This window comes from Psychrobacter sp. H29 (genome assembly GCF_059073055.1).
Window position 1 is genome coordinate 1,324,152 of record NZ_JCACRY010000001.1, and the last position, 23,015, is coordinate 1,347,166.

The window sequence follows — 23,015 nt, forward strand, 5'->3', positions numbered from 1 at the left end:
AGGACTTTATACTTCCAAGCTTGTTACTTCTAAACGTTGTAATTCCGAACCTTGTACTTCCAAACGTTGAAGCATTCTCAGTAGCTAAAGGTAATCGTTAAAACACTCGGTTCAAACCATTGAGCGCTGCAACACGATACGCCTCTGCCATTGTTGGATAGTTAAAGGTGGTATTAACGAAGTACTCAAGCGTATTGTTACACTTCATAACCGCTTGTCCGATATGGATAATCTCTGATGCATGGTTACCGTAGCAATGAATACCCAGAATCTCTAGCGTCTCACGATGGAATAGTATCTTTAGTACGCCTGTACGCTCACCAATGATTTGTGCGCGAGCCAGATGCTTAAAGAAAGCTTGACCGACTTCGTAAGGTACTTTCTCATCTGTCAGCTCTTGCTCGGTTTTGCCAATACAAGAAATCTCAGGGATCGTATAGATACCCGTTGGTACGCTAGATACAGGTTCAGCATCACTATCACCTACGATAAATGCAGCCGCACAGCGTCCTTGGTCATATGCCGCTGACGCTAACGATGGCCAACCGATCACATCGCCTGCTGCATAGATATTATCAACATCAGTGCGATAAGTATCATCAACTTTTAGCTGACCACGGCTGTTCGCTTTTAGCCCGATAGCTTCTAGGTTTAGACCTTCAGTGTTACCTGAGCGTCCATTTGACCACAGAATGGCATCTGATTTGATTTTCTTACCGCTTTTGAGATGTAGGATTACGCAGTCATCATGGGTCTCAAGATGATCAATCTCTTCGTTACTGCGAATGAGCACACCGAACTGTCTAAAATCGTGCGCGATGGCATCGCTAATCTCGCTATCGAGGTAGTTGAGCAACTGATCTTGGTTATTAATCAGATCAACTTTATAGCCAAGACCAGTAAAGATGGAAGCGTATTCACAGCCAATCACGCCAGCACCATAAATGATGATTTTCTTGACGATATAATCCATCTGTAGGATCTTGTCAGAATCAAAAACGCGCGGATGGTTGAAGTCTAAGATATCAGGACGATATGGACGACTACCGACCGTTACGATGGCTTTGTTAAAAGTAATGGTTTCAAACACATTGTCATCAGTTTCAACACGCAGAGTATGTTTGTCAACAAAGCTGCCCCACCCTTGGATGACTTCAATACGGTTGCGCTCATAAAAACCCGTATGCGTGTTCACTTGACGGCGTATCACTTGACGAGCGTTGGCAAGCACTTTATTCAGCGGAACTTGCTTATACTCCATCGCTTTGGTGAACATTGGATCACGGCGAAAGTTAATCAAGTTAAATACCGATTGGCGCAGTGCTTTACTCGGGATCGTACCTACATGAGTCGAGTTACCACCCACCTGATCACGCGGATCGACCACCACCACTCTCTTACCAGATTTGGTAAGCTTCATGGCAGCAGCCTCTCCAGCTGGTCCTGCACCCAATACCACAACATCGTATTCATAGTCGTGATTGTCGCTTTTTAGGCGACGAGAGTCTTTGGCAAAACCCGATTGAATATCGATACGGGTGTCATCGAGCGGGTTGATAAGGTCTGGATGGTGCATGACATCATCAGTAACTTGCTCGTGGGTTTGTTCAATTTTTTGTTTTTTGTCTTTACCTTCGGTATGTTCAGGGTTGGGCGTGCGACCGTTCTCTTTATTAGATACTTCGGTATGAATATCTTTACCAGTATCATTGGTCGCGTCGCTTGCACTTTTACTTACCATGATGTCCTCTTTATTTATTGATTATATGAATAGGTTTGTATGGGAGTGAGTTTTTACGATCTACATAGGTTGATAAAATTAGGTTAGTAAAATCATGCCACCATAAAGTATGGATTTCGTTTTTGCAATCTTGATACGTATTGCGCACTACAAAGTAATAATTTATCAGCCAATACGGCGCTTAAGACCAGTCATTTGCAAGATACGGGTGGCAATCTCTTCAACAGACATCTCCGATACGTCCAAGCTTGGAATACCATGAGTGATATAGATACCTTGTATCGCACGCTGCTCTTGCTGACATTGTTGGTAGCTGGAATAACGACTGCCCGCACGGCGCTCTTGGCGGATTTTTACTAAGCGATCGGTATCAATGAGCAAGCCAAACAATTTGTCTTTGTGCTCACGTAATGCTTTTGGCAACTGATTGTCGTACAAGTCATCTTCGGTCAAAGGATAGTTTGCCGCTCGAATACCAAACTGTAATGCCAAGTATAGCGATGTCGGTGTCTTACCAGAACGCGACACCCCCACTAAGATAATATCTGCTGCATTATAGTGGCGAGTACGCGCTCCATCGTCATTGTCCAAAGCAAAATGAACCGCATCGATACGCTCTTTGTAGGTTTCAGAGTCAACGTCGTCGTGCGCATGACCAGAGTGACCATCTGGCTCAACGCCGGTTTCTTCTGCAACGCGTCCTATTAATCCCTCATACATATCCAAGTTACAGCTGTGGGCTGAGTTAATCTTTTCGCGGATCTCTGAATTAACGATAGTATCGAACACCAGCGGCAGTGAGCCATCGCGCTGATAGGCCATATTGATTTGCTCGACTGCGTCTTCAGCACGCTCTAGGCTGTCAACGTATGGCAAAACACGCGTCTCAAAAGGCACTGAAGCAAACTGACTTAAAATAGCGCGACCCAATGTCTCAGCAGTAATCGCTGTGCCATCTGAGATAAAAAATGCCGTTCTGATGGCTTGTGAGCTGTCCAAGTTGAGTGCGTGATGGTTTTGGATAGTGGACTTAACTTGTTCAGATGGATTGCTTGAGTACATGACGTTGGCACCTTGGTTGAAAACTCAATAATGATCTTCATTTAGCTTCTAGTGATGATTTGATAGCGTTTATCTAAATTTGGCGGCTTAATTGAGTTACCTGATTAGCTATTTAAGTACTCAATGAGTGCTCTCAAACAAGATACACAGCGGCATCTGTATCGTACATTGATAGAACCATGCACATCACCTATCTATGCGCTACATTATACGCATATTAAGCCCTTAATAGAAATCAATGTTACAGGCGCACACTTAGAACCAACACGGTTTTTCACGCAATCATTACCTTCAACTGACTACTCATTAAATGTTTTTATTACTGAACCTTTTATGTAGAAATAGAAGTTGTGAGAATACTTGAATACCGTCGCTCGAATGCACTCATCTTCAAATTTCTTGACAATTATAAGCACTCAACAAGCACATACCATTACTAATACTGTTGATATTTTTTGTGCTTTCAGACAAAAAAATCTCAGCCACTTACCAAACTTTATGTGGCAATTCCTACAATTTGTGTATTTTTAACAAGTTTTTTGGTCAAACCCCTCGAAATCCTCATAATATGGCGGTATAATTCACCGTTATAATCTTTACTAAATAACCTTATTTTCTGGAGTTATCATGGCAGCGCAATCTACAGCACTTGTAATCAATCTTGATCAGCTAGGAAAAGACGATATCGAAATGGTTGGCGGCAAGAATGCCTCTCTTGGTGAAATGATCAGCCATCTTTCTGATTTAGGCGTTAGTGTTCCAGGCGGTTTTGCCACCACTTCAAATGCGTTCAATCGCTTTTTGACAGAAACGGGCTTGCTGGACAAAATCAACAATGAGCTAAAAACACTAGATGTTGATGATGTCAAAAAACTTGCAGAAACAGGTAAAAAGATCCGTACTTGGATCATTGAACAAGAGCTGCCAAAAGATCTTGAGCAAGAAGTACGTCAATCATTTGAAACCATGAGTGGCGGCGAAGACATCGCGGTTGCTGTCCGTTCTTCTGCGACTGCTGAAGATTTGCCAGATGCCTCATTTGCCGGTCAGCAAGAAACCTTCTTGAACATTCGTGGTATTGATAACGTTCTAATCGCTATTAAAGAAGTATTTGCCTCTTTATATAACGACCGTGCCATCTCTTATCGTGTACACAAAGGTTTTGAGCATGAAGGCGTTGCCTTGTCTGCGGCTGTACAGCGTATGGTGCGTTCAGAAACTGGCGCTGCTGGTGTTATGTTTACGCTAGATACCGAAAGTGGTTTTGATCAAGTGGTATTCATCACCTCAAGCTACGGTCTAGGTGAGATGGTTGTACAGGGCGCGGTTAACCCAGATGAGTTCTATATCTCAAAACGTCTGCTAGCTGATGGTAAGCCGTCAGTGATTCGCCGTAATCTAGGTAGCAAGCATAAGAAAATGGTTTATGGTGATGAAGGCAGCACGGCTAAATCAGTGAAAACTGTCGATGTTGAAAAGCAAGAGCGTATGCAGTTCTCTTTATCTACTGAAGAGCTGACCTCACTTGCCAAGCAAGCGGTAACCATTGAACAGCATTATGGTCATGCAATGGACATCGAATGGGCAAAAGACGGCGATAGTGGTGAGATCTTTATCGTTCAAGCACGTCCTGAGACTGTTAAGAGCCGTCAAGACAGTAACGTTATGGAGCGTTATGTCATCGATACGACTGGCGCAAAAGTATTGTGTGAAGGTCGTTCAATCGGTCAACGTATCGGTTCAGGTAAAGTGCGTATCGTTAGCAACTTAAACGAGATGGACAAAGTAGAAGAAGGCGACGTACTCGTATCAGACATGACTGATCCGGATTGGGAGCCAGTTATGAAGCGCGCTTCTGCTATCATCACTAACCGTGGTGGTCGTACGTGTCACGCTGCTATTATCGCGCGTGAGCTAGGTGTGCCAGCTATCGTTGGTTGTGGTAACGCCACTGAGCTATTGGTTGATGGTCAAGACGTGACTGCGTCTTGTGCTGAAGGTGACACTGGTTTCATTTATGAGAGCCAAATCGACTTTGAAGTACAGACCAACTCTGTTGAGTCTATGCCAGAGCTAGCATTTAAAGTGATGATGAACGTTGGTAACCCAGATCGCGCGTTCTCATTCACCCAAATGCCAAACGAAGGTATTGGTCTTGCGCGTCTAGAGTTCATCATCAACCGTATGATTGGTGTGCATCCAAAAGCACTACTAAACATGAACAGCTTGCCACGTGAAATTTCACAAGCAATCCAAGAGCGTATTGCAGGCTATGCCTCACCTGTTGATTTCTACGTTGATAAATTGGTTGAAGGTATCTCAACCCTAGCCGTTGCCTTTATGGATCAGCCAGTTATCGTTCGTATGTCAGATTTCAAATCAAACGAATACGCTAACCTACTAGGTGGTAAGTTATACGAGCCATCAGAAGAAAACCCAATGCTTGGTTTCCGCGGTGCTAGCCGTTATGTCTCTGACAACTTCCGTGATTGCTTTGAGCTTGAGTGTAAAGCACTGAAACGTGTTCGTGATGAGATGGGTCTGACCAATGTTGAGATCATGATCCCATTTGTGCGTACCACTGACGAAGCAGCCCAAGTCATTGAGCTACTTGAAAAGAATGGTCTAAAACGCGGCGAAAACGGTCTACGCGTCATCATGATGTGTGAGCTACCAACCAACGCTCTGTTGGCTGAAGAGTTCCTAGAGCACTTCGATGGTTTCTCAATCGGTTCTAACGATTTGACTCAGCTAACGCTTGGTCTTGATCGTGACTCAGGCATCGTCTCACATCTATTTGATGAGCGTGACCCTGCAGTTAAGAAACTATTGACGATGGCTATTGACGCTTGCCGTAAACAGAACAAATATGTTGGTATCTGTGGTCAAGGTCCATCAGATCATCCAGATCTAGCATTCTGGCTTATGGAGCAAGGCATCAGCTCAGTATCATTGAACCCAGATTCGGTACTAGATACTTGGTTCTTCTTAGCTGGTGAAGAAGCACAGTAAGTCACTGTGTTGAGTGACTATTGTGTTAAGTAACTATATTGACTCACTATGCTAAGTCACAGTATTAAGTTACTGGGGTAATTCACACAGTCATAAAAGATACTACTATTAGGGTCTATTTGATTTTTTCAAATAGACCCTAATATAATGTGTTAAGACATGACTAACTATGCAGGCAATTATGCAGATTTTCCTTGCTCGAAATAACGTACAAGCTGGCCCATATGATTTGGAGCAGCTGAATATCATGCTCGCCTCTGGTGAAGTACTGCTAGATGATTTGATGTGGCATGAAGGCTTGAGCCAATGGCAACGTGTAGGCAATCTCACCAATAACCAAGCGGCTTATAGACCTACTACTAGTGGTCGTTCTGAAAGCAACGATTCCATTATCAACAATGTGACTGTGTTTCCTGAAGACAATGCTAACAGCGCTAGTGGTCAAGAAGACAAATCTGTCTCACTAGATAGGTTGTACGGCAAGCCTGAACGTCCCAAAAGCGTCAAGGCAGACATGACGACCAATCGTCATCAAACGCCGCATAACAATGTATCGTTGAACAAGTCCAATCTCAAAAAGACGGCCACAGACAAAACCGTGGGCAACGTCGTGCTCGCGCCTATTATGTCGCGTGTATTGGCAACGGCGCTCAATGGTTTACTTTATGTCTTAGCCATTTTGCCATTGGTCATGGCATTGACTAAATTAGATGTAGATTATACCAAGTTTCAAAATATCCAAGATATGGACGCCGCTTATCAGTATTCAATGTCGCTAATGGAGAGCCTTCCTAGTAGCACGCTCATGATGTCACAAGTGATGGTGTTTGGACTATTTGCTTTGCAATTGTTATTTATTGCCATGCGCGGCCAATCACTAGGCAAACTGATTACTGGTATTCGAGTGGTGGATCAGACCACGCATCGACTGCCTTCATTCATAAAGCTTATCGGTACGCGTACATTATTACTGTTCATCATTTACAACTTGCTGTTTTCATTTACCAGCTTTTTAGGTTTTGTGATCATTGCCATTCATTACTATATGGCATCAAGAAACCCTCAAAATATCGGCTGGCATGACAAACTTGCCAAAACCTTAGTCGTCAAAGCTGACAGTAGCCAGTTAGAAAAGAAGTCTAAAACGAAGTAAATCTTTTTATACTCGATTATCAATACTGTCTCTACTTTTTCTTGTGGTTACTATAAAAAAGCTGCGTATCATCGCGGCTTTTTTATTTGGCAGAGATTATTTATCTTCTTTTTATATCTTATTGGCAGTACTCGGTGATTAACCTTTGTGTTAATCACCGAGTACTGTTATAATACGGCGCTTTATAAACTAAGCTTTTTTCTTATTATATTTTTAGGAATTAGGGCTTACCTTATAAATCTCCTTGCTATTAACATAGGGTTAATAGCTACTAATCCGTAAGGAGTCATAATGCGACATTACGAACTGGTGTTACTTGTACACCCAGACCAAAGCGACCAAGTGGTCGGCATGGTTGAGCGCTACATCAAGTTAGTTCAAGACAACAACGGTGTTATCCACCGTCTAGAAGATTGGGGCCGTCGTCAACTGGCTTACCCAATCAACAAGATTCACAAAGCTCATTACGTTCTTTTCAACATTGAAACTGACGGCGAGACTTTAGCTGAACTTGAAGAATTATTCCGCTATAACGACGCGATCATTCGTAGTCTAGTTATGCGCCGTGACGAAGCTGTCACTGAAGAGTCGCAGTTAGCCAAGAATGCCGATGAAAAACGCGCACGCAAAGCAACTACTCGTCGTCCAGACAATCGTGAAAACGATAATGACGACAACGACAACAGTGAAGACTAATTAAAGGAGAATACTCATGGCACGTTTCTATCGCCGTCGCAAATTCTGCCGTTTCACTGCTGAAGGCATCACTCACATCGACTATAAAGATGTTGAATTGCTAAAACAGTATATTAGTGATAATGGTAAAATCGTACCTAGCCGTATTACTGGTACATCTACTAAATATCAGCGTCAACTAGCGACTGCTATCAAGCAAGCTCGTTATTTATCGCTACTTCCATACACTGATAACCATCAAGGTTAACCGCTAACTAGGAATGACTCATGCAAATTATTTTGTTACAGCGTATCGTCAACCTTGGTAAACTCGGTGAAACTGTCGATGTAAAACCAGGTTACGGACGTAACTTTCTTATCCCTCAGGGCCGCGCTCTACCTGCTACTAAAGCTAACATTGAAAAGTTCGAAGCACGTCGTGCTGAGCTTGAAGCTGAAGAAGCAAAAGAGATCGCTGTTGCTCAAGAGCGTGCTGATGCACTAACCGACGTTAATGTTATCATGCGTGCTAAATCAGGTGACGAAGGCAAGCTATTTGGCTCTATCGGTACTCGCGATATCGCTGAAGCATTGACTAACTCAGGTCTAGAAGTTGACCGTGCTGAAATCAAGCTACCTGAAGGCACTCTACGTCAAATTGGCGAATACAATGTTGATATTCAGCTACACCATGACGTTACTGCTAGCATCTTAGTTACTATTCTTTCTGAAGATGGTAACAACGAAGATTCAGCTGATGAAGAAGCATCTGAAGAAGACTACTCTGAAGAGTAATTCTTTAGACAGTTAGATTTATTCAAAAAAACCAGCAGCCTTGTGTTGCTGGTTTTTTTATTGTGTACGGTTCTTGATTAATTGTAGACTAGTTTACTGTCGTCTTGCGCAGCGCTATTCTGATAGCTTAAAATTCAATTCAATATTAGTCGGCTAAATATTAGTCGTTTATAAGTTACTTAAAAAAATACTGTCCTAACGGCGATGTTACCTATGTAATGATATAGCAACTATTTGCTACAACTACCTTAAAAATGGTATACCAAACAATAAGATAGTGCCTATATAATCGTCTTTATTATCAACAGCAGGATTGATATTCTGCTGTTTTATTTACAACAGGGCGCACAAGTATGAAAGACAATGAAATATACACTGATGATAAGCTTCTATGTATTCAAGGCAATGATATTTACCTAGAAGGTGAAATTTATACAGTAGGCAGAATCGTCAATGACAAGTACTTCCAACTATTGACGAGTGATAATGACGATCATTGGTATGCCACTCACGACGAACAAGGTATTCATGTGAGTTTTGATACAACGATATCAACCACGCCAAACAAAGCGTTTTTCGATAAAATCGCGTAGTCATGTATAGTTGTTCATTGGCTCAATACCATATCGTATAAATACCGCTTACTCATACCTTGTTTTGGGCTAAAACTTTGATATGAGCATTGCGTTAGACATTATCTCTTATCAGTACAAACTGGTCACTACATGTGGCCAGTTTTTTTGTGCCCTATCCATATAACCTATTCTAATAAAATAGACCTCAATAGTTTCGATGCAATGAAACACTTTGAACAAACGTTGATTTTCTTTTAGAATGGCTTTAATAAACAGTAGTCCGATACAGCCATATTATTTTTCAATATGGCATGGATAGAAATAGCACTATATTTCTGCTGAATATATTTCCTAGTAGCAGCCATTTGCTATAGAATATGCCCCTTCAAAATTTCGTATCGTTATTCATGTTTATAATCAGTTCAAGATGACTCATATAAAAACCTGTGCAAATAAGATTCCTGCCACTATGACATATAGTCTGAGCAGCGCTGATGCCGTATATGATTTATATAAAATTGACTGTATTTGTATTAATAATCCATTAAGTTCTAAACCATATTGAGACAGTGATGATTGTATTTTGGCTTGTACTGACCATTCTTTTTATTATTTTCGCTACTGCAAAACTGAAGTGGCATCCTTTTTTAGTATTGATTCTATCTGCTTTTTTGGTCGCGCTATTTTATCAAGTACCGCTCAATACAGTCGCAAAAACAATCTCTGATGGTTTCGGTGGGATTTTAGGATACATCGGTCTAGTTATTGTGTTTGGTACGATTATTGGTTTAATCCTTGAAAAGACAGGCGCTGCTATCGTAATGGCAGAGTCAGTGATCAAAGTATTGGGACCGCGCTTCCCTACTTTGACCATGTCTATTGTTGGTGCGGTGGTATCAATACCTGTGTTTTGTGACTCCGGCTATATCATCTTGAACTCTCTAAAAGAATCTCTAGCTGAGCGCTTGAACGTCTCAAGTGTGGCGATGAGTATTGCTTTAGCCACTGGTCTATATGCTACCCACACCTTTGTACCACCTACTCCAGGTCCAATCGCGGCGGCGGGCAATTTAGGACTAGAGTCTAACTTGGGTTTGGTCATCATGGTCGGTGTGGTCGTGACTGCCGTGGCGGTACTGGCTGGCTGGTGGTGGTCTAACCGTTTTCTCAATACAGCACCTGACAACATAAACGAGGCTGACGCGCCGGCAGCAGCAATGCCTGAAGGCATGAAAACTCGTGATGATTATAGTCACCTACCGTCAGCGACAATGGCGTTTTTACCTATTATTGTTCCTATTATCCTGATTTGCTTATCTTCTGTTGCTAATTTCCCAAGCGCACCATTTGGCAGTAGCATGGTAGCTGAGATTTTAATATTTATTGGTAACCCATTGACTGCGTTACTTATCGGTTTGTTCTTATCATTCTTCTTAATCAAATCAAGCCAAAAAACGCAAGAAATTAGCGATAGCATCTCACAAGGTTTAGTTGTTGCTGCCCCTATTCTATTGATCACTGGTGCTGGTGGCGCATTTGGTGCCATGTTAAAAGTGACACCAATTGGCGATTATTTGGGTTCAACGCTATCTGCTTTGGGTTTAGGTATCTTCATGCCATTTATCGTTTCTGCTGCGCTAAAAACCGCACAAGGCTCAACCACAGTCGCATTGGTTACGACTTCTGCAATGGTCGCACCTCTTCTAAACCAAATCGGTCTAGACAGTGAGCTTGGTCGGGTATTCTGTGTGATGGCAATTGGTGCCGGTGCCATGACCATCTCACATGCCAATGACAGCTTCTTTTGGATTGTGAGCCAGTTCAGTCGAATGAGCGTGGCACAAGCGTACAAAGCTCATTCAATGGCTACTGGTATCCAAGGTGTGACTAGCATCGTATTTATCTGGTTATTGACGCTAGTATTTATCTAATTCTAAGATTAGCTGTTTTTACAGACGTTTATTTGGCTGTTACTAAGTAAACGTTTTAAAACATGACACCATCGCAATGATCGTGTCATTAAGATATTCAAAGAGAGCCGTATGAAAATTTTGATCGCCCCTGACTCGTTTAAAGAAAGTCTAGAAGCCCTCGATGTCTGCCGTGCCATTCAGTCTGGCTTTAGCCAAGTGTTTCCAGATGCTGATTACAAGCTACTGCCAATGGCAGATGGCGGCGAAGGCACATCAGCAGTGTTGTCTTATGTATTAGGAGGTCACTGGAAAGAAGTCAAAGTACATGATCCATTGATGAGACCTATTACGGCAAAGTACTTACTGTTGCCTGACGCGACTGCGGTAATCGAAGTGGCTCAAGCGTGCGGATTGCATCTACTGACAGCTGATGAGCGTAATCCTGTGATTGCGAGTAGTTATGGTGTGGGTGAGCTGATCGAAGATGCGTTAGCAGAAGGGGCCAAGCGCATCATTATCGGTCTCGGTGGTAGCGCAACCAACGATGCAGGCCTTGGCATACTAATGGCATTAGGTGTGACATTTCATGACATCAATGATAGCTTGCTCACTCATGGTGGCGGTGCACTTGCCAGCCTACATCATATAGACAGCACCAACCTCAATGCCAAGATATTGAATACTGTATTTGAGGTCGCTTGTGATGTGACCAATCCACTCTGTGGTCTGCTGGGTGCAAGCGCAGTATTTGGCCCGCAAAAAGGCGCTAACCCAGAGCAAGTCAATACATTAGATAAAGCACTGAATCACTTTGCAACAATGTGCAACCAGCATGGCTATGAAGACTGTCAACACGTTGAAGGTGCTGGGGCTGCTGGCGGTCTTGGCTATGCGATGATGACATTCTTTGACGCTCAGTTGAAGTCAGGCTTTGATACGGTTTCCGAAGTGGCTCATCTGTCAGAGCATATCGCAGAGGCTGATCTTGTCATCACTGGCGAAGGTAAGCTCGATGCGCAAACCGCCATGGGTAAAGTGGCAGGCGGTATCAGCCAAATCGCTAAGGCTAGCCGTACACCTGTTATCGCTATCTGCGGCAGCGTAGACGGATTAAAGCCTGCGCAGACCAGTCAGTTCGATGTGGTCATGCCGAGTATCCAAAAAGTAGATACGATCGATAATGTGTTAGGCTCTGCTTACAACAATATTGAGACTACTGCTGCTAATATTGCTGCAAGTATTAAGCTGGGCCAAAGCCTAAAGTAGCGCAACGCCCACAAATTCATAGTCTTCTCTAAATATAAAAACGTTAAATGCACCGCTCCTATATACCTGCTAGCGGTGCATTTATTGTTTTCAAAATATCTATAGCCATTTTTTGATATCATCAATGACCGTATGCATTCTATTAGAGAGTACCTGCTGTCGTCTGACTGCCAGATATAGCGTTTCGCTAACGGCAACTGGTAAAGCATGGCTGTTGATGAGCTCAGGCTTTGAGTAAGCAGCTACTGCATGTGCAGGTAAAACCGTAAAGCCTATTCCTCTGCTGACAGGCTCTAAAATCAGACCAATCTGATTCGAAAAGCCCTTTTTCTTAAAATCATTGATATGCTGAAATTGTTCATAGTTGGCAGTCAGTAGCATGCCTGCATGATGGGCACCATCCGGATGATCAATAAATCCAAGCTGGGTAAGCTGCTCCCAGCTCGGCTCGATTGTCGTGGCAGGTGTCACCAGTATCAATGCTTCTTGCGCCATAGGCTTACAGCTAACCGTTTCATTCTCTGAGATATTCGTCATAAAACCAATATCAATCTCATGGTTGGCAAGTGCTTGCTCGATATTTGAGTTGGGTGCAAAACGATAATCAATCACCAGCTGTGGGTGTCGCTGCTGTAGATTTAGAAGCTTTGGATATAGCTTAAGCCCTACACTACCCGGTGACATTAGCCGTACCAACCCTTCATAAGGCGGGTCTTCACCGATACGTTGCTCTAAATTTGATAGACGCTGCAATATCTCGCCTGCTTCTTTATAAAGCTGTTCACCTGCATTGGTCAGTGAGAACTGCTTACCTTGTCGAATCAACAAGTCCGTATCCAACTGCTCTTCTAACTTACGTATGTGCTGACTCACGCCCGACTGCGTCATGTATAAGCGCTCAGCAGTACGCGTAAAATGCCCGACCTCAGCAAGCGTGCAAAAAGTACGTAGCCATGTGATGTTTATCATTACGTTTTATACTTATTTATATAATATTTGATAATTTTACATAATTAACCTGTATTTGTATACTGGCTCCACGTTAAAGAAAACGCACATTAAACAGGAGCACAAACTATGAATAACGTCTATCCAAGAAGCTTTTCGCACATTGGTCTATCAGTCCCAGACCTAGATGCTGCCGTAAAATTTTATACCGAAGTGATGGGTTGGTACACCATCATGGAACCCACTGAGATTGTCGAAGATGACAGTCCAATTGGTGAGATGTGCACTGAAGTATTTGGGGCCGGTTGGGGCAGCTTTCGTATCGCTCACTTGTCTACTGGTGACCGTATCGGTGTTGAGATTTTTGAATTCAAAAATCAAGAGAACCCTGAAAATAACTTTGAATACTGGAAAACAGGCATTTTTCACTTCTGCGTTCAAGATCCAAATGTTGAAGAGTTGGCTGAGCGTATGGTTGCCGCAGGTGGTAAAAAGCGTATGGAAAAACCGCGCTACTACTACCCTAGTGAAAAACCGTATCGCATGATCTATATGGAAGATCCGTTTGGCAACATCGTCGAGATATATAGCCATAGCTACGAGCTTATCTATAGCGAAGGCGCATACTAAATTCAATATGGCTTAATCCTAGTATAAATTTAGCTTATATCTGACTGAAAAACCAATAGCGTACTCATTATCTGAGTGCGTTATTTTTTTGTGGGCTTTCTATGTGCTCCATCTATTATATAGAATATAAGCCATGCTACTATTTGGTTAGCTATATATAAAATTATCAAACCAACCCATTATCAAGGATGATATATGACTCAATTAGGCACCACTCTAGACACGGATAACCTTTTGGTTGTTAGAGAAGACCATAAAGAAACCGATGTGGTCACTCTCACCTTAAACCAACCCAAACAATTCAATACCCTATCCGTAGAAGTGCTGTCTACCATGCAAATAGAGCTAGACAGTATCGCATCAGATGACACGATTAGAATTGTCGTCATTCAAGCGACAGGTAAGGCATTCTGTGCGGGTCATAATCTAAAACAAATGCGAGCACACGACGATGAAGCATTCCATCGTGCCCTATTTCAACAATGCAGCCAGATGATGCTTACCATCAACCGTATGCCGCAAGTCGTTATCGCAAAAGTACAAGGTATTGCCACTGCGGCAGGATGTCAGCTGGTTGCAGCTTGTGACTTGGCCGTTGCCGCTGATGATGCGAAGTTTGCTACATCTGGCATCAACGTAGGGCTTTTCTGCTCTACGCCTGCCGTTGCCGTCAGTCGCAACCTACCTCGCAAGCAAGCGTTTGAGATGCTCATCACGGGAGAATTTATCGATGCGCATACCGCCCTACAATATGGATTGATCAATCGAGTCGCACCAGTAGAGCAACTCGATCAAGCGCTACAGTCATTAATATCAGCGATTACTACAAAATCTTCAGTCGCAGTAAGAACGGGCAAAGATATGTTTTATAAGCAGCTGGGCATGACCCTCAAAGACGCTTATGATTATGCCAGTGACGTGATGACTTGTAATATGATGGCGGGCGATGTGGGCGAAGGCATTGATGCTTTTATTGAAAAGCGCCGAGCGGTATGGAAAGGGTGCTAATAGTCATATAAATAATTAAACTAATTTATTATAAAGCATAAAAAAGCCACGATATTGCTATCATGGCTTTTTTTACTGCTTGGCTAAAGGTGCTGCAAGCAGTCTTTACTCAGCAGCGATGGCAATCATCTCAACCAATAACTCAGGACGTGCCAGTGCTGATTCGCCGCAAGCGCGCGCTGGTGGCTCGATACCTTCAAACCACTCGTCATAAACTTCATTCATAGCTGCAAAATCAGCCATGTCTTTGATCCAAACCGTCACTGAAAGCAGTTTTGATTTGTCGCTGCCCACTTCTTCTAATAACGTTTGGATTTTTTCTAGACATGTCAATGTTTGCGCTTTGATATCGTCTTCTGCATTACCGACCTGACCACATAAGTAAACGGTCTGGTTGTGGACGACGATTCTGCTCATGCGCGGGGTGCTATGTAATTTCTTTATCATGTGATCTACCTTTAATTTATTAATTTAAAATGGTGCTAAATTTGCTAGACGCGCTTTTAATTAGAAAAACGCTGTGCACTAAATGGTGCCAAATCTACCAATGCCGGCTTGTCATGAATCATCTCTTCGACGAGACGCCCTGTCATTGGCCCTAAGGTAAAGCCTTGATGACTGTGACCAAACGCAAACCATAGTTTGTCATGCTTGTCAGCAGGTCCGATGACGGGCTTCATATCTGGCATACAAGGACGTGATCCAGCCCATGCTTCACTTTCAACGGCATCTTCTAATGGCAAGATTTTCTTAGCAAGTTTCAATACGGTTTTTAACTGACCAAAGTTCTTTGGCGCATTCATGGTCGTCATCTCAGCACCAGTCGTGATACGGATACCCTGCTGCATTGGACCCATGACAAAGCCTTTGTCCATATCAAACATACTATGATTGATGGTGTTCTTGTCTGTTACTTTGAAATGCTGATGGTAGCCGCGCATTGGGAATAACGGTAGGTTATATCCCAGTGGTCTGATCAAATCATTGGACCATGGACCTGCTGCAATGACCAATTTATCACTGTAGTAGGTGTCTTTATCAGTAATGACTTTCCAGCCGTCTGCGTCTTTGACGATTTCTTTTACGTCATTCTCTTTGATCGTACCCTGCATGTCTTGGAAGTTTTTTGCATAGGCTTTTACGAGCGAGCTTGGGTTTGACACTTGCCAAGAGTTTTTCCAATGAATCGCACCAACGAACCCTTCAAAATTAGCACTAGGCTCCATGGCTTTGAGTTCTTCAAGGTTCAGTACGTTATGCTCAACACCTTGGTTGCGCGCATCGATGGCTGATACTTGGGCTTCTTTGAACGTCTCTTCCGAGCGATGTAATTGCAACCAACCATCACGAGTAATGAGCTCATCAGCACCAGAGGCGCTGATCATGGTTTGGTGCTCACTGGTACAATGCTCGATCAACGTCTGCCATTCAGATTCAATTTTTTTGACGGATGCTGGCGTAGAGTATTTCCAGTACTGTAATAGCGCTTGGTGATAACGCAAAATAGCTGGTATACGGTAGCGAATATCAGTACCTTGGTTCGGCAACACCCTGATCATCTCTGTCAGCTGACGCGGAAAAGGATGCGTATGAATCGCTTCGCGCTGAATCAATCCTGCATTGCCATACGAGGTCTCTGAACCTGGCAATTTCTTATCTAAGAGTAATACATTTGAGTTATTTTTTTGTAGATGCCACGCGATTGACGTGCCAACCATACCTGCACCGATAACGATCACTTCGTAGCGCATAACCTATCCTTTTCTTAGGGTGTTAATACAGAGTATCAAATATAAGGGTCGAACCGAATTAGGTGCTAATAGTAACGCATTGGGCTAAATATGAAACCCTTATCTGAAAAATATTTTCGCCATTAAATACTTTTGGTTATGCCTTTATTGGTAGAGTATTTTCAAAAGGAATAACTGAGGTATGGTATGGTTATCTGGTTATAAAAATGGGAGGAAATAAGCTAAAAATCAGCACGAATTTCTACTGTAGATCTCATGTGATATAAAAATACGCTCTCCTCCTTTGTCTTATAAAAATAACTTAATTACGCAGTCTCATCAACAGTTACCACCACATTGGATCATCATTATCCATGATAGGCGGTTTTACCGTTTCTACTGTTACCTCGTCGGCAGATAACTCCGCGATGAAGCGTGATGCCATATCAAAGTATCCAGAGTAGCTAGAAAAATAATTCGGCGCGGTCAGATATAACTGTGTCTTTGCACGACTACAGGCCACATAAAACAGTTTACGCTCTTCTTCTAATGCTTCAAAGTCATCCAGCGAGCGGTGATGCGGCGTGATGCCATCTACCAATGAGTTAACAAATACCACTGGCCACTCTAGCCCTTTGGCACTATGAATGGTTGAGATAGTAACTTTGTCATTACTCTGCTCACCATCAGATCGCCCCATGACCGCGACCGAATCATTCGGTGGGTCGAGCGCAAGATTTTCTAAAAAACTATCGAGGCTGGTATGCTCTGTCGCTAAGTTCTTTAACACCCGAAAGTCCTCAGTACGCTCACGCCAGTTGTCTTCAATCAGCTTTAACACAGGAATATAAAAATCAAGAATACGCTCAATGGCTATTTCAACCGATTCCGCTTTCTGGGCGCTGACAAGTGTATGGTACAGCGGTTGTAGCTGTTCACTTTTCTTGGCAAACGGCGCTGCCAATAACGGCTCAAACGCATTGTTGTCAGCAGTGATGGCTTGTGTGAGACGAGTTGCGGTAACTGCGCCTACCCCTTTAAACAAGGTCAATATACGGTGCCACGCAATCGTATCATTCGGGTTGTAAAGTATTTTAACGAACGCCAGCACATCTTTGATATGGCGCCTTTCGATGAATTTGATACCGCCCACCACGATAAAGGGAATATTGCGCGCCATAAACTCCAACTGTACATAATTGGACTGAAAAGACGTACGGCACAACACAGCAAAATCGTTATAGTCAAACTCTGGCTTGAGCGCGATAATTTTATTAGTAATATAACTCGCTTCTTTCGTCTCATCGCTGAGTCGTCGAAATATTGGCTTGTCGCCTGCTACGGGTGCGTCAGAGTGCAACTGCTTTTGATAGCCCAAGGTAATTTGCGCTGACAATGCATTGATGTAGTTTAAAACTGATGGCGTGCTGCGATAATTTTGTTCAAGCTTGATAAGTTTGGCGGCAGGATATGTCTCACCGAACAGCAAAATGTTTTCATAATTGGCACCGCGAAAGGCGTAGATGCTTTGATTGTCATCACCAACGACCATTAGTGACACCGAGTCAGGCTCACAGATCAAATCGATCAGCTGCTTTTGCGGGATATTGGTGTCTTGGTATTCATCAACCATGACATAACCGTACGTGCTTTGGAGACGCTTTCGAAAAGTGTCGTTGGTTTTTAGATGACGCACCACTTGACTAATGATGTCGTCAAAATCATATAAGTGATTGGCGCGTTTATACTCATGGAAGTCGACTGCCAACTGCTCGATGATAGGAATGTGTACCGCGATATCAGGGTAATTACTTTCTATTAAGTCGCGAATATGAATACGCCTGTTTCTAGACGTTGATATGATATTTTGCAGTGTTTTTTTGCGCGGAAAGGCTTGGGTTTTGGTTTGCGCGGGATATTTTTTTTCTTTATGCACCAAATCAATCGCATCTTCGCTATCACTGGTATCCAAAATAGTAAATCGTGGATTGATACCAAGCAGCCCAGAATACTGACGTAGCAGCATATTGCAAAACGAATGGAACGTGCCACTCGTGATGCTGTTTAATGCCTTGTCTGTTGGTAATTTATCTTCAGCTAGCTCTTCGTTTGTTAGCCTACTTGCCAGCAAAGACTTAGCGCGATCTTTGATTTCATTCGCGGCTTTACGAGTGAATGTCAGTAGTAATATCTCTTTGGGCGATACCCCGTTTTCGAGCAAGTAACTGGTACGATAGGTCAAGGTTTTGGTTTTGCCAGAGCCTGCGCCCGCAATGACCAACACTTTACCTTCGGTGGTAGTGGCTGCCATAAGCTGATCGGGATTTAACTCGCTGGCATAGTCAACCGTTAATCCTAAATGACTATCTAACCGTTGAGCGAGAAGCTTGGTATTTTTGACATCACTGGTATGAATTAAATTTGCCTCTAGCTTTTTTATGGCCTGCTCAAGTCGAGCAAGCTTAGACTTCATCTCAAGGAAGTTTTGCGGATATTTATAGCGCTGTGTATCAAAGATCGAGATTGTCATCGTCAGATATTGCCTTACGTCTTATTTTGGTGCGAACTGATTGTTTTTTGGTCAGCTTTTTATCGCTGTGATATCAGGCTATAGAATCAGTATTAGTTGTTAAGTCAAACACCACACAAGTGCTTCATCGTCTTGTGCTTTAGGGTAATGTTTGTATCAGATAGCTTACCATACTAAAAAGTCTTGAATAACCGCGCAAAAGTAATGCTTACCACTCATATAAGCTGCCCGACTCGTTTATGGACGCTCTATGTATACGAACCTAGCCATCGAGCAAGCTGTCATTGGCAGGCAAAAACCTTAGCATATAAAGTAACAACCTCACCCCTATTCAGGTAAATTTGCTACAATGTGCCCAATTTTGATTGACTATCTGACTGCTGTTCTAAATGCCTATTTTAAACGCGCTTCGTTTCGTACAGGTGAGGTTTTAGGCTTACGCCATAATCAGTCTGATAGTCACTACATACCAACTATTTTTATTAATACATTGAGAGAATGTTATGGGTTTTAATTGCGGCATCGTCGGCCTACCAAACGTGGGTAAATCCACCTTATTTAATGCATTAACCAAAGCGGGTATTGCCGCGGAAAACTTTCCATTTTGTACCAAAGATCCCAATACTGGTATCGTACCAGTACCTGACCCACGCCTAAAGCAACTGGCTGATATCGTCAATCCTGAGCGCGTGATGCCTACGACGATGGAGTTTGTCGATATTGCAGGGCTGGTCGCAGGCGCCTCAAAAGGTGAAGGTATGGGCAACCAGTTCCTAGCCAATATCCGTGAGACTGATGCGATTGCTCACGTCGTTCGCTGTTTTGACGATGACAACGTGGTACACGTTGATGGTCGCGTCAGCCCGATTGATGATATTGAAACCATCAATACTGAGCTGGCTTTAGCCGACTTAGAAGCCGTTGAACGCGCTATCCTTAACTTGACCAAGAAAGCCAAGGGCGGTGACAAAGACGCCAGTGCCATGCTTGATGTGTTCAAAAAGATTGAGCCATTATTAGCAGAAGGTAAAGCGGCACGTGCGGCTACTCTAGATGCTGATGAGAAAAAACTGATCAGAAGCTACGGTTTAATCACCCTAAAGCCTACCATGTATATCGCGAACGTTGCTGAAGATGGTTTTGAAAACAACCCATACCTCGATGCGGTGCGCGACTATGCCACTGGTGAAGACTCTATCGTCATTGCCCTATGCAACCAAATCGAAGCTGAAATTGCTCAGCTGGACGAAGAAGATAAGAAAGACTTCTTAGCTGAGATGGATATGGAAGAGGCCGGTCTTGACCAAGTCATCCGCGGTGGTTACGACTTACTTGATATGCAGACCTACTTCACAGCTGGCGTAAAAGAAGTGCGCGCATGGACAGTAGCCATTGGCGCAACCGCACCGCAAGCAGCAGGCGTGATCCACACTGATTTTGAGCGTGGTTTTATTCGTGCCGAAGTCATTGCCTATGATGATTTCATCGAACATAATGGTGAGAAAGGCGCTGCCGCTGCTGGTAAATCACGTCTAGAAGGCAAAACTTATATCGTGCAAGATGGCGATGTCATGCACTTTAGATTTAACGTGTAGCTGTAGATAGTCACTACTGTTTAGTCGCTAACAAGCCGATGCTGGATATTTTCCAGCATCGGCTTTATTTTATTACTTAATTGTTATAATATAACATATCTTTTTTGTCTTACTCTAGGATTATATTGTGATCAATTCTTTTACTTTTTCCAAATTCGCAAGCGCTGCTCTAGTAAGCAGTGTTATGACAGTTTCACTGTTAGGTTGCCAGCCCAAAACAGACAGTGAACCAGTAGCATCTGAAGATGTAACAACCACAGACAGTCATGCAGGACACGATGAACATGCTCATGAAGAGCATGACCACGAAGCACATGATGATATGGAACACGATCATGAAGGACATGACCATGAAAGCCATAGTGACATGGATGTTCACGAAGGACATGAGCATGCAGGTCACGACCATTCTGAGCACGCCAGCAACAGCATAACGTTCACCTGTGAGCCAGCTGCTACTATCGGTGTCTCTTATCATAATGATGTTACGCCGCAGACAGCACATCTGCTTATCGATGGTATTGAGTACGATTTGTCAGCGGCTTCTGATAGCAATGTGAATACGGATAAAGCTACCTACACCAGTGATATTGGCTTAGATAACGATCATGGTATTATCTGGCAAGTAAATGGTGACAGTGCGACATTGCTAAACAAAACATTAGACAGTAACGTGGCTATCGAAGAGGAAGACGTACTTTTTGACTGTCAGAAGTTTTAATATAGTCCGTTCAATATCTATTAGTTATAAAGGCGGCGAGTGACAGTGCTATTATGAGTCAGTTAAAATAAGTCAGCTAGGCGAAACTGAGACTCTATCCACTGTATAAATAATGGACTATAGCTGTACCAAGAGCGCTATTTTGCTATGCTAGAGGCTCCCTTGGTTTCGGATGTTTTAGTATGCTAAGTACCTCTCCCTCTTTGCTGTCTTCTACCACGCAATGGTCTCATCTTCTCAACTCGCAACGTCTTGGCGCTGCCAAAAAGCCTAACGCAAATACCAGTACACGCTCTCAGTTCCATAAAGACTACGATAGGTTGGTATTTTCTCACTCATTTCGTCAGTTAAACCAAAAAACCCAAGTCCATCCTTTGACCAATCAACTGGGCATTCATACCCGCCTCACCCATTCACTTGAGGTCTCCTCTATTGGGCGCTCCTTGGGCATGATGGCAGCAGAAAAACTCCATGATAAGTTGGGCAGTGGTCTACCAGCAGGCGTCTCACCATATGATGTTGGGGTGATAGTACAGGCCGCCTGTCTCGCTCATGATATTGGCAACCCGCCCTTTGGCCATGCTGGAGAGTACGCCATTCGTGATTGGTTTAGGCAGCCTGAACCGCAAGCGATTTTGCAAAATTTAAGCAGCAACGAGCGATTGGACTTACTGGCCTACGAAGGCAATGCTCAAGGGTTTCGACTTTTAGTACGTAATGAGCATCATCCTGATAAAGGCGGTATGCGTCTCACCTGCGCAACGCTAGGCGCTTTTATGAAGTATCCTTGGCTCGCCACTCACAGCAATGAAACTAATGATAAAAACCACAATATACAGAAGTTCGGCTGCTTTTATAGTGAGGCTGCTCAGTTAGAGGAGCTGGCAGCATGTTTACAGCTGCCGCGTGCCACACAACACGATGGGTTTACTCGTCATCCTTTAGCCTACTTATTAGAAGCGGCAGACGACATCTGCTATGCCCTAATTGATTTAGAAGATGGCATTAATCTCAATATGCTCACGTATCATGAGGTTGCCACGATATTTTATGAATTGATTGGTGAGCGTCCTGATAGCGTCAGCCTGCCCGCGCACATGTCTGTTAGGCAGAGCCTCGCATCATTGCGATCACGCGCTATGATGCGTTTGGTTAATACAGTCACCGATGCTTTTGTCGCCAACAGTGCAGCGTTGCTGGCTGGTACACTGCAAGGCAGCTTGTTTGCTCACTGTGATACTAGCGTACAAAACGGTATCTTGCAGGCCAAGCAATTAGCGCGTGAAAAGATATTCAATCACCCAAGCAAAGTCAGAATGGAGCTGATGGCCAATCAATGTCTGCATCGCCTGATGGATGCTTTTGTGCCATTGGCTTGGACAGGCTCTCAAGTAGACAGCTTATCATCGATGTCTTTTGAGCAGCAGCGTCTACTGAGCTTGCTACGGCCACATTTTGACGAACATCGCCGCGTGTTATCAGACGATATTTATGACAATATATTGAATATTTTAGATTTTATTACAGGTATGAATGACCACGAGGCTTATCGATTGGCGCAAGAACTGCAGGGCCATTGGGGTACCGTGGTTTAAAAAACTAGGTACAGGTCTAGTAAATTCACACGAATTGCGCATTTTGGTCGTATTTATGCGTTGAAA

General features: G+C 43.3%; 19 protein-coding genes. 13 read left to right on the forward strand and 6 right to left on the reverse strand.

The features are described from left to right. Positions 1–97: 97 nt before the first annotated feature. Entirely contained in the window at positions 98–1,741 is a 1,644-nt protein-coding gene (gene sthA / locus AC5JP1_RS05155; protein ID WP_493843407.1) for a Si-specific NAD(P)(+) transhydrogenase, read from the reverse strand. Positions 1,742–1,906: 165 nt separating this feature from the next. Beyond that, positions 1,907–2,803 carry a posphoenolpyruvate synthetase regulatory kinase/phosphorylase PpsR gene (gene ppsR / locus AC5JP1_RS05160; RefSeq protein WP_443524279.1) on the reverse strand — a complete coding sequence of 299 codons (897 nt, stop codon included), beginning with the start codon at positions 2,801–2,803 and terminating at the stop codon, positions 1,907–1,909. Positions 2,804–3,430: 627 nt separating this feature from the next. Here ppsR and ppsA point away from each other — a divergent pair. From ppsA to AC5JP1_RS05200, 8 genes are all read left to right on the forward strand, one after another. Continuing rightward, on the forward strand, positions 3,431–5,815 hold the full coding sequence (ppsA, locus tag AC5JP1_RS05165) for a phosphoenolpyruvate synthase (RefSeq protein ID WP_443524281.1): 2,385 nt from the start codon (positions 3,431–3,433) through the stop codon (positions 5,813–5,815). A gap of 169 nt (positions 5,816–5,984) precedes the next feature. Further along, positions 5,985–6,968 (forward strand): RDD family protein, encoded by a 984-nt coding sequence (locus AC5JP1_RS05170; RefSeq protein WP_493843408.1) that lies wholly within the window; start codon positions 5,985–5,987, stop codon positions 6,966–6,968. Positions 6,969–7,259: 291 nt separating this feature from the next. Beyond that, positions 7,260–7,664: a 30S ribosomal protein S6 gene (rpsF, locus tag AC5JP1_RS05175; RefSeq protein ID WP_101205443.1), complete on the forward strand. Its 405-nt coding sequence runs from the start codon at positions 7,260–7,262 to the stop codon at positions 7,662–7,664. Between the two features lie 16 nt (positions 7,665–7,680). Next, entirely contained in the window at positions 7,681–7,911 is a 231-nt protein-coding gene (gene rpsR / locus AC5JP1_RS05180; RefSeq protein WP_010198808.1) for a 30S ribosomal protein S18, read from the forward strand. Positions 7,912–7,931: 20 nt separating this feature from the next. After that, positions 7,932–8,438, forward strand: coding sequence for a 50S ribosomal protein L9 (rplI, locus tag AC5JP1_RS05185; RefSeq protein WP_319050205.1), 507 nt, complete (start codon positions 7,932–7,934; stop codon positions 8,436–8,438). A gap of 353 nt (positions 8,439–8,791) precedes the next feature. Further along, positions 8,792–9,031: a hypothetical protein gene (locus AC5JP1_RS05190; protein WP_493843409.1), complete on the forward strand. Its 240-nt coding sequence runs from the start codon at positions 8,792–8,794 to the stop codon at positions 9,029–9,031. Positions 9,032–9,585: 554 nt separating this feature from the next. Further along, positions 9,586–10,944 (forward strand): GntP family permease, encoded by a 1,359-nt coding sequence (locus AC5JP1_RS05195; RefSeq protein ID WP_493843410.1) that lies wholly within the window; start codon positions 9,586–9,588, stop codon positions 10,942–10,944. 111 nt (positions 10,945–11,055) lie between these two features. Continuing rightward, entirely contained in the window at positions 11,056–12,192 is a 1,137-nt protein-coding gene (locus AC5JP1_RS05200; RefSeq protein WP_493843411.1) for a glycerate kinase, read from the forward strand. Positions 12,193–12,291: 99 nt separating this feature from the next. Here the strand turns inward: AC5JP1_RS05200 and AC5JP1_RS05205 are convergent, their stop codons facing one another. Then, positions 12,292–13,161 carry a LysR family transcriptional regulator gene (locus AC5JP1_RS05205; protein ID WP_493843412.1) on the reverse strand — a complete coding sequence of 290 codons (870 nt, stop codon included), beginning with the start codon at positions 13,159–13,161 and terminating at the stop codon, positions 12,292–12,294. 108 nt (positions 13,162–13,269) lie between these two features. On the opposite strand from AC5JP1_RS05205, the gene AC5JP1_RS05210 reads away from it, so the two are divergent. Further along, on the forward strand, positions 13,270–13,770 hold the full coding sequence (locus tag AC5JP1_RS05210) for a lactoylglutathione lyase family protein (protein ID WP_427566806.1): 501 nt from the start codon (positions 13,270–13,272) through the stop codon (positions 13,768–13,770). A gap of 195 nt (positions 13,771–13,965) precedes the next feature. Then, positions 13,966–14,778, forward strand: coding sequence for an enoyl-CoA hydratase (locus AC5JP1_RS05215; RefSeq protein WP_493843413.1), 813 nt, complete (start codon positions 13,966–13,968; stop codon positions 14,776–14,778). Positions 14,779–14,883: 105 nt separating this feature from the next. Here AC5JP1_RS05215 and AC5JP1_RS05220 read toward each other — a convergent pair whose 3' ends face one another. From AC5JP1_RS05220 to AC5JP1_RS05230, 3 genes are all read right to left on the reverse strand, one after another. Further along, on the reverse strand, positions 14,884–15,222 hold the full coding sequence (locus AC5JP1_RS05220) for a RidA family protein (protein ID WP_319050428.1): 339 nt from the start codon (positions 15,220–15,222) through the stop codon (positions 14,884–14,886). A gap of 59 nt (positions 15,223–15,281) precedes the next feature. Beyond that, positions 15,282–16,529 (reverse strand): NAD(P)/FAD-dependent oxidoreductase, encoded by a 1,248-nt coding sequence (locus tag AC5JP1_RS05225; RefSeq protein ID WP_493843414.1) that lies wholly within the window; start codon positions 16,527–16,529, stop codon positions 15,282–15,284. Positions 16,530–16,854: 325 nt separating this feature from the next. Beyond that, positions 16,855–19,038, reverse strand: a complete 2,184-nt coding sequence (locus tag AC5JP1_RS05230) for an ATP-dependent helicase (RefSeq protein ID WP_493843415.1) — start codon at positions 19,036–19,038, stop codon at positions 16,855–16,857. Between the two features lie 503 nt (positions 19,039–19,541). Between AC5JP1_RS05230 and ychF the strand changes: the two genes are divergently transcribed. From ychF to AC5JP1_RS05245, 3 genes are all read left to right on the forward strand, one after another. Further along, positions 19,542–20,633 (forward strand): redox-regulated ATPase YchF, encoded by a 1,092-nt coding sequence (gene ychF / locus AC5JP1_RS05235; RefSeq protein WP_443524295.1) that lies wholly within the window; start codon positions 19,542–19,544, stop codon positions 20,631–20,633. Between the two features lie 184 nt (positions 20,634–20,817). Beyond that, positions 20,818–21,354, forward strand: a complete 537-nt coding sequence (locus AC5JP1_RS05240; protein ID WP_493843416.1) for a hypothetical protein — start codon at positions 20,818–20,820, stop codon at positions 21,352–21,354. A gap of 182 nt (positions 21,355–21,536) precedes the next feature. Continuing rightward, positions 21,537–22,949 carry a deoxyguanosinetriphosphate triphosphohydrolase gene (locus tag AC5JP1_RS05245; RefSeq protein WP_493843417.1) on the forward strand — a complete coding sequence of 471 codons (1,413 nt, stop codon included), beginning with the start codon at positions 21,537–21,539 and terminating at the stop codon, positions 22,947–22,949. Positions 22,950–23,015 lie beyond the last annotated feature (66 nt).

Excerpts from the sequence above, each read along its gene's own strand:
- sthA (WP_493843407.1), bottom strand. The coding sequence starts at position 1,741 with ATGGTAAGTAAAAGTGCAAGCGACGCGACCAATGATACTGGTAAAGAT.
- ppsR (WP_443524279.1), bottom strand. The coding sequence starts at position 2,803 with ATGTACTCAAGCAATCCATCTGAACAAGTTAAGTCCACTATCCAAAAC.
- ppsA (WP_443524281.1), top strand. The coding sequence starts at position 3,431 with ATGGCAGCGCAATCTACAGCACTTGTAATCAATCTTGATCAGCTAGGA.
- AC5JP1_RS05170 (WP_493843408.1), top strand. The coding sequence starts at position 5,985 with ATGCAGGCAATTATGCAGATTTTCCTTGCTCGAAATAACGTACAAGCT.
- rpsF (WP_101205443.1), top strand. The coding sequence starts at position 7,260 with ATGCGACATTACGAACTGGTGTTACTTGTACACCCAGACCAAAGCGAC.
- rpsR (WP_010198808.1), top strand. The coding sequence starts at position 7,681 with ATGGCACGTTTCTATCGCCGTCGCAAATTCTGCCGTTTCACTGCTGAA.
- rplI (WP_319050205.1), top strand. The coding sequence starts at position 7,932 with ATGCAAATTATTTTGTTACAGCGTATCGTCAACCTTGGTAAACTCGGT.
- AC5JP1_RS05190 (WP_493843409.1), top strand. The coding sequence starts at position 8,792 with ATGAAAGACAATGAAATATACACTGATGATAAGCTTCTATGTATTCAA.
- AC5JP1_RS05195 (WP_493843410.1), top strand. The coding sequence starts at position 9,586 with ATGATTGTATTTTGGCTTGTACTGACCATTCTTTTTATTATTTTCGCT.
- AC5JP1_RS05200 (WP_493843411.1), top strand. The coding sequence starts at position 11,056 with ATGAAAATTTTGATCGCCCCTGACTCGTTTAAAGAAAGTCTAGAAGCC.
- AC5JP1_RS05205 (WP_493843412.1), bottom strand. The coding sequence starts at position 13,161 with ATGATAAACATCACATGGCTACGTACTTTTTGCACGCTTGCTGAGGTC.
- AC5JP1_RS05210 (WP_427566806.1), top strand. The coding sequence starts at position 13,270 with ATGAATAACGTCTATCCAAGAAGCTTTTCGCACATTGGTCTATCAGTC.
- AC5JP1_RS05215 (WP_493843413.1), top strand. The coding sequence starts at position 13,966 with ATGACTCAATTAGGCACCACTCTAGACACGGATAACCTTTTGGTTGTT.
- AC5JP1_RS05225 (WP_493843414.1), bottom strand. The coding sequence starts at position 16,529 with ATGCGCTACGAAGTGATCGTTATCGGTGCAGGTATGGTTGGCACGTCA.
- AC5JP1_RS05230 (WP_493843415.1), bottom strand. The coding sequence starts at position 19,038 with ATGACAATCTCGATCTTTGATACACAGCGCTATAAATATCCGCAAAAC.
- ychF (WP_443524295.1), top strand. The coding sequence starts at position 19,542 with ATGGGTTTTAATTGCGGCATCGTCGGCCTACCAAACGTGGGTAAATCC.
- AC5JP1_RS05240 (WP_493843416.1), top strand. The coding sequence starts at position 20,818 with ATGACAGTTTCACTGTTAGGTTGCCAGCCCAAAACAGACAGTGAACCA.
- AC5JP1_RS05245 (WP_493843417.1), top strand. The coding sequence starts at position 21,537 with ATGCTAAGTACCTCTCCCTCTTTGCTGTCTTCTACCACGCAATGGTCT.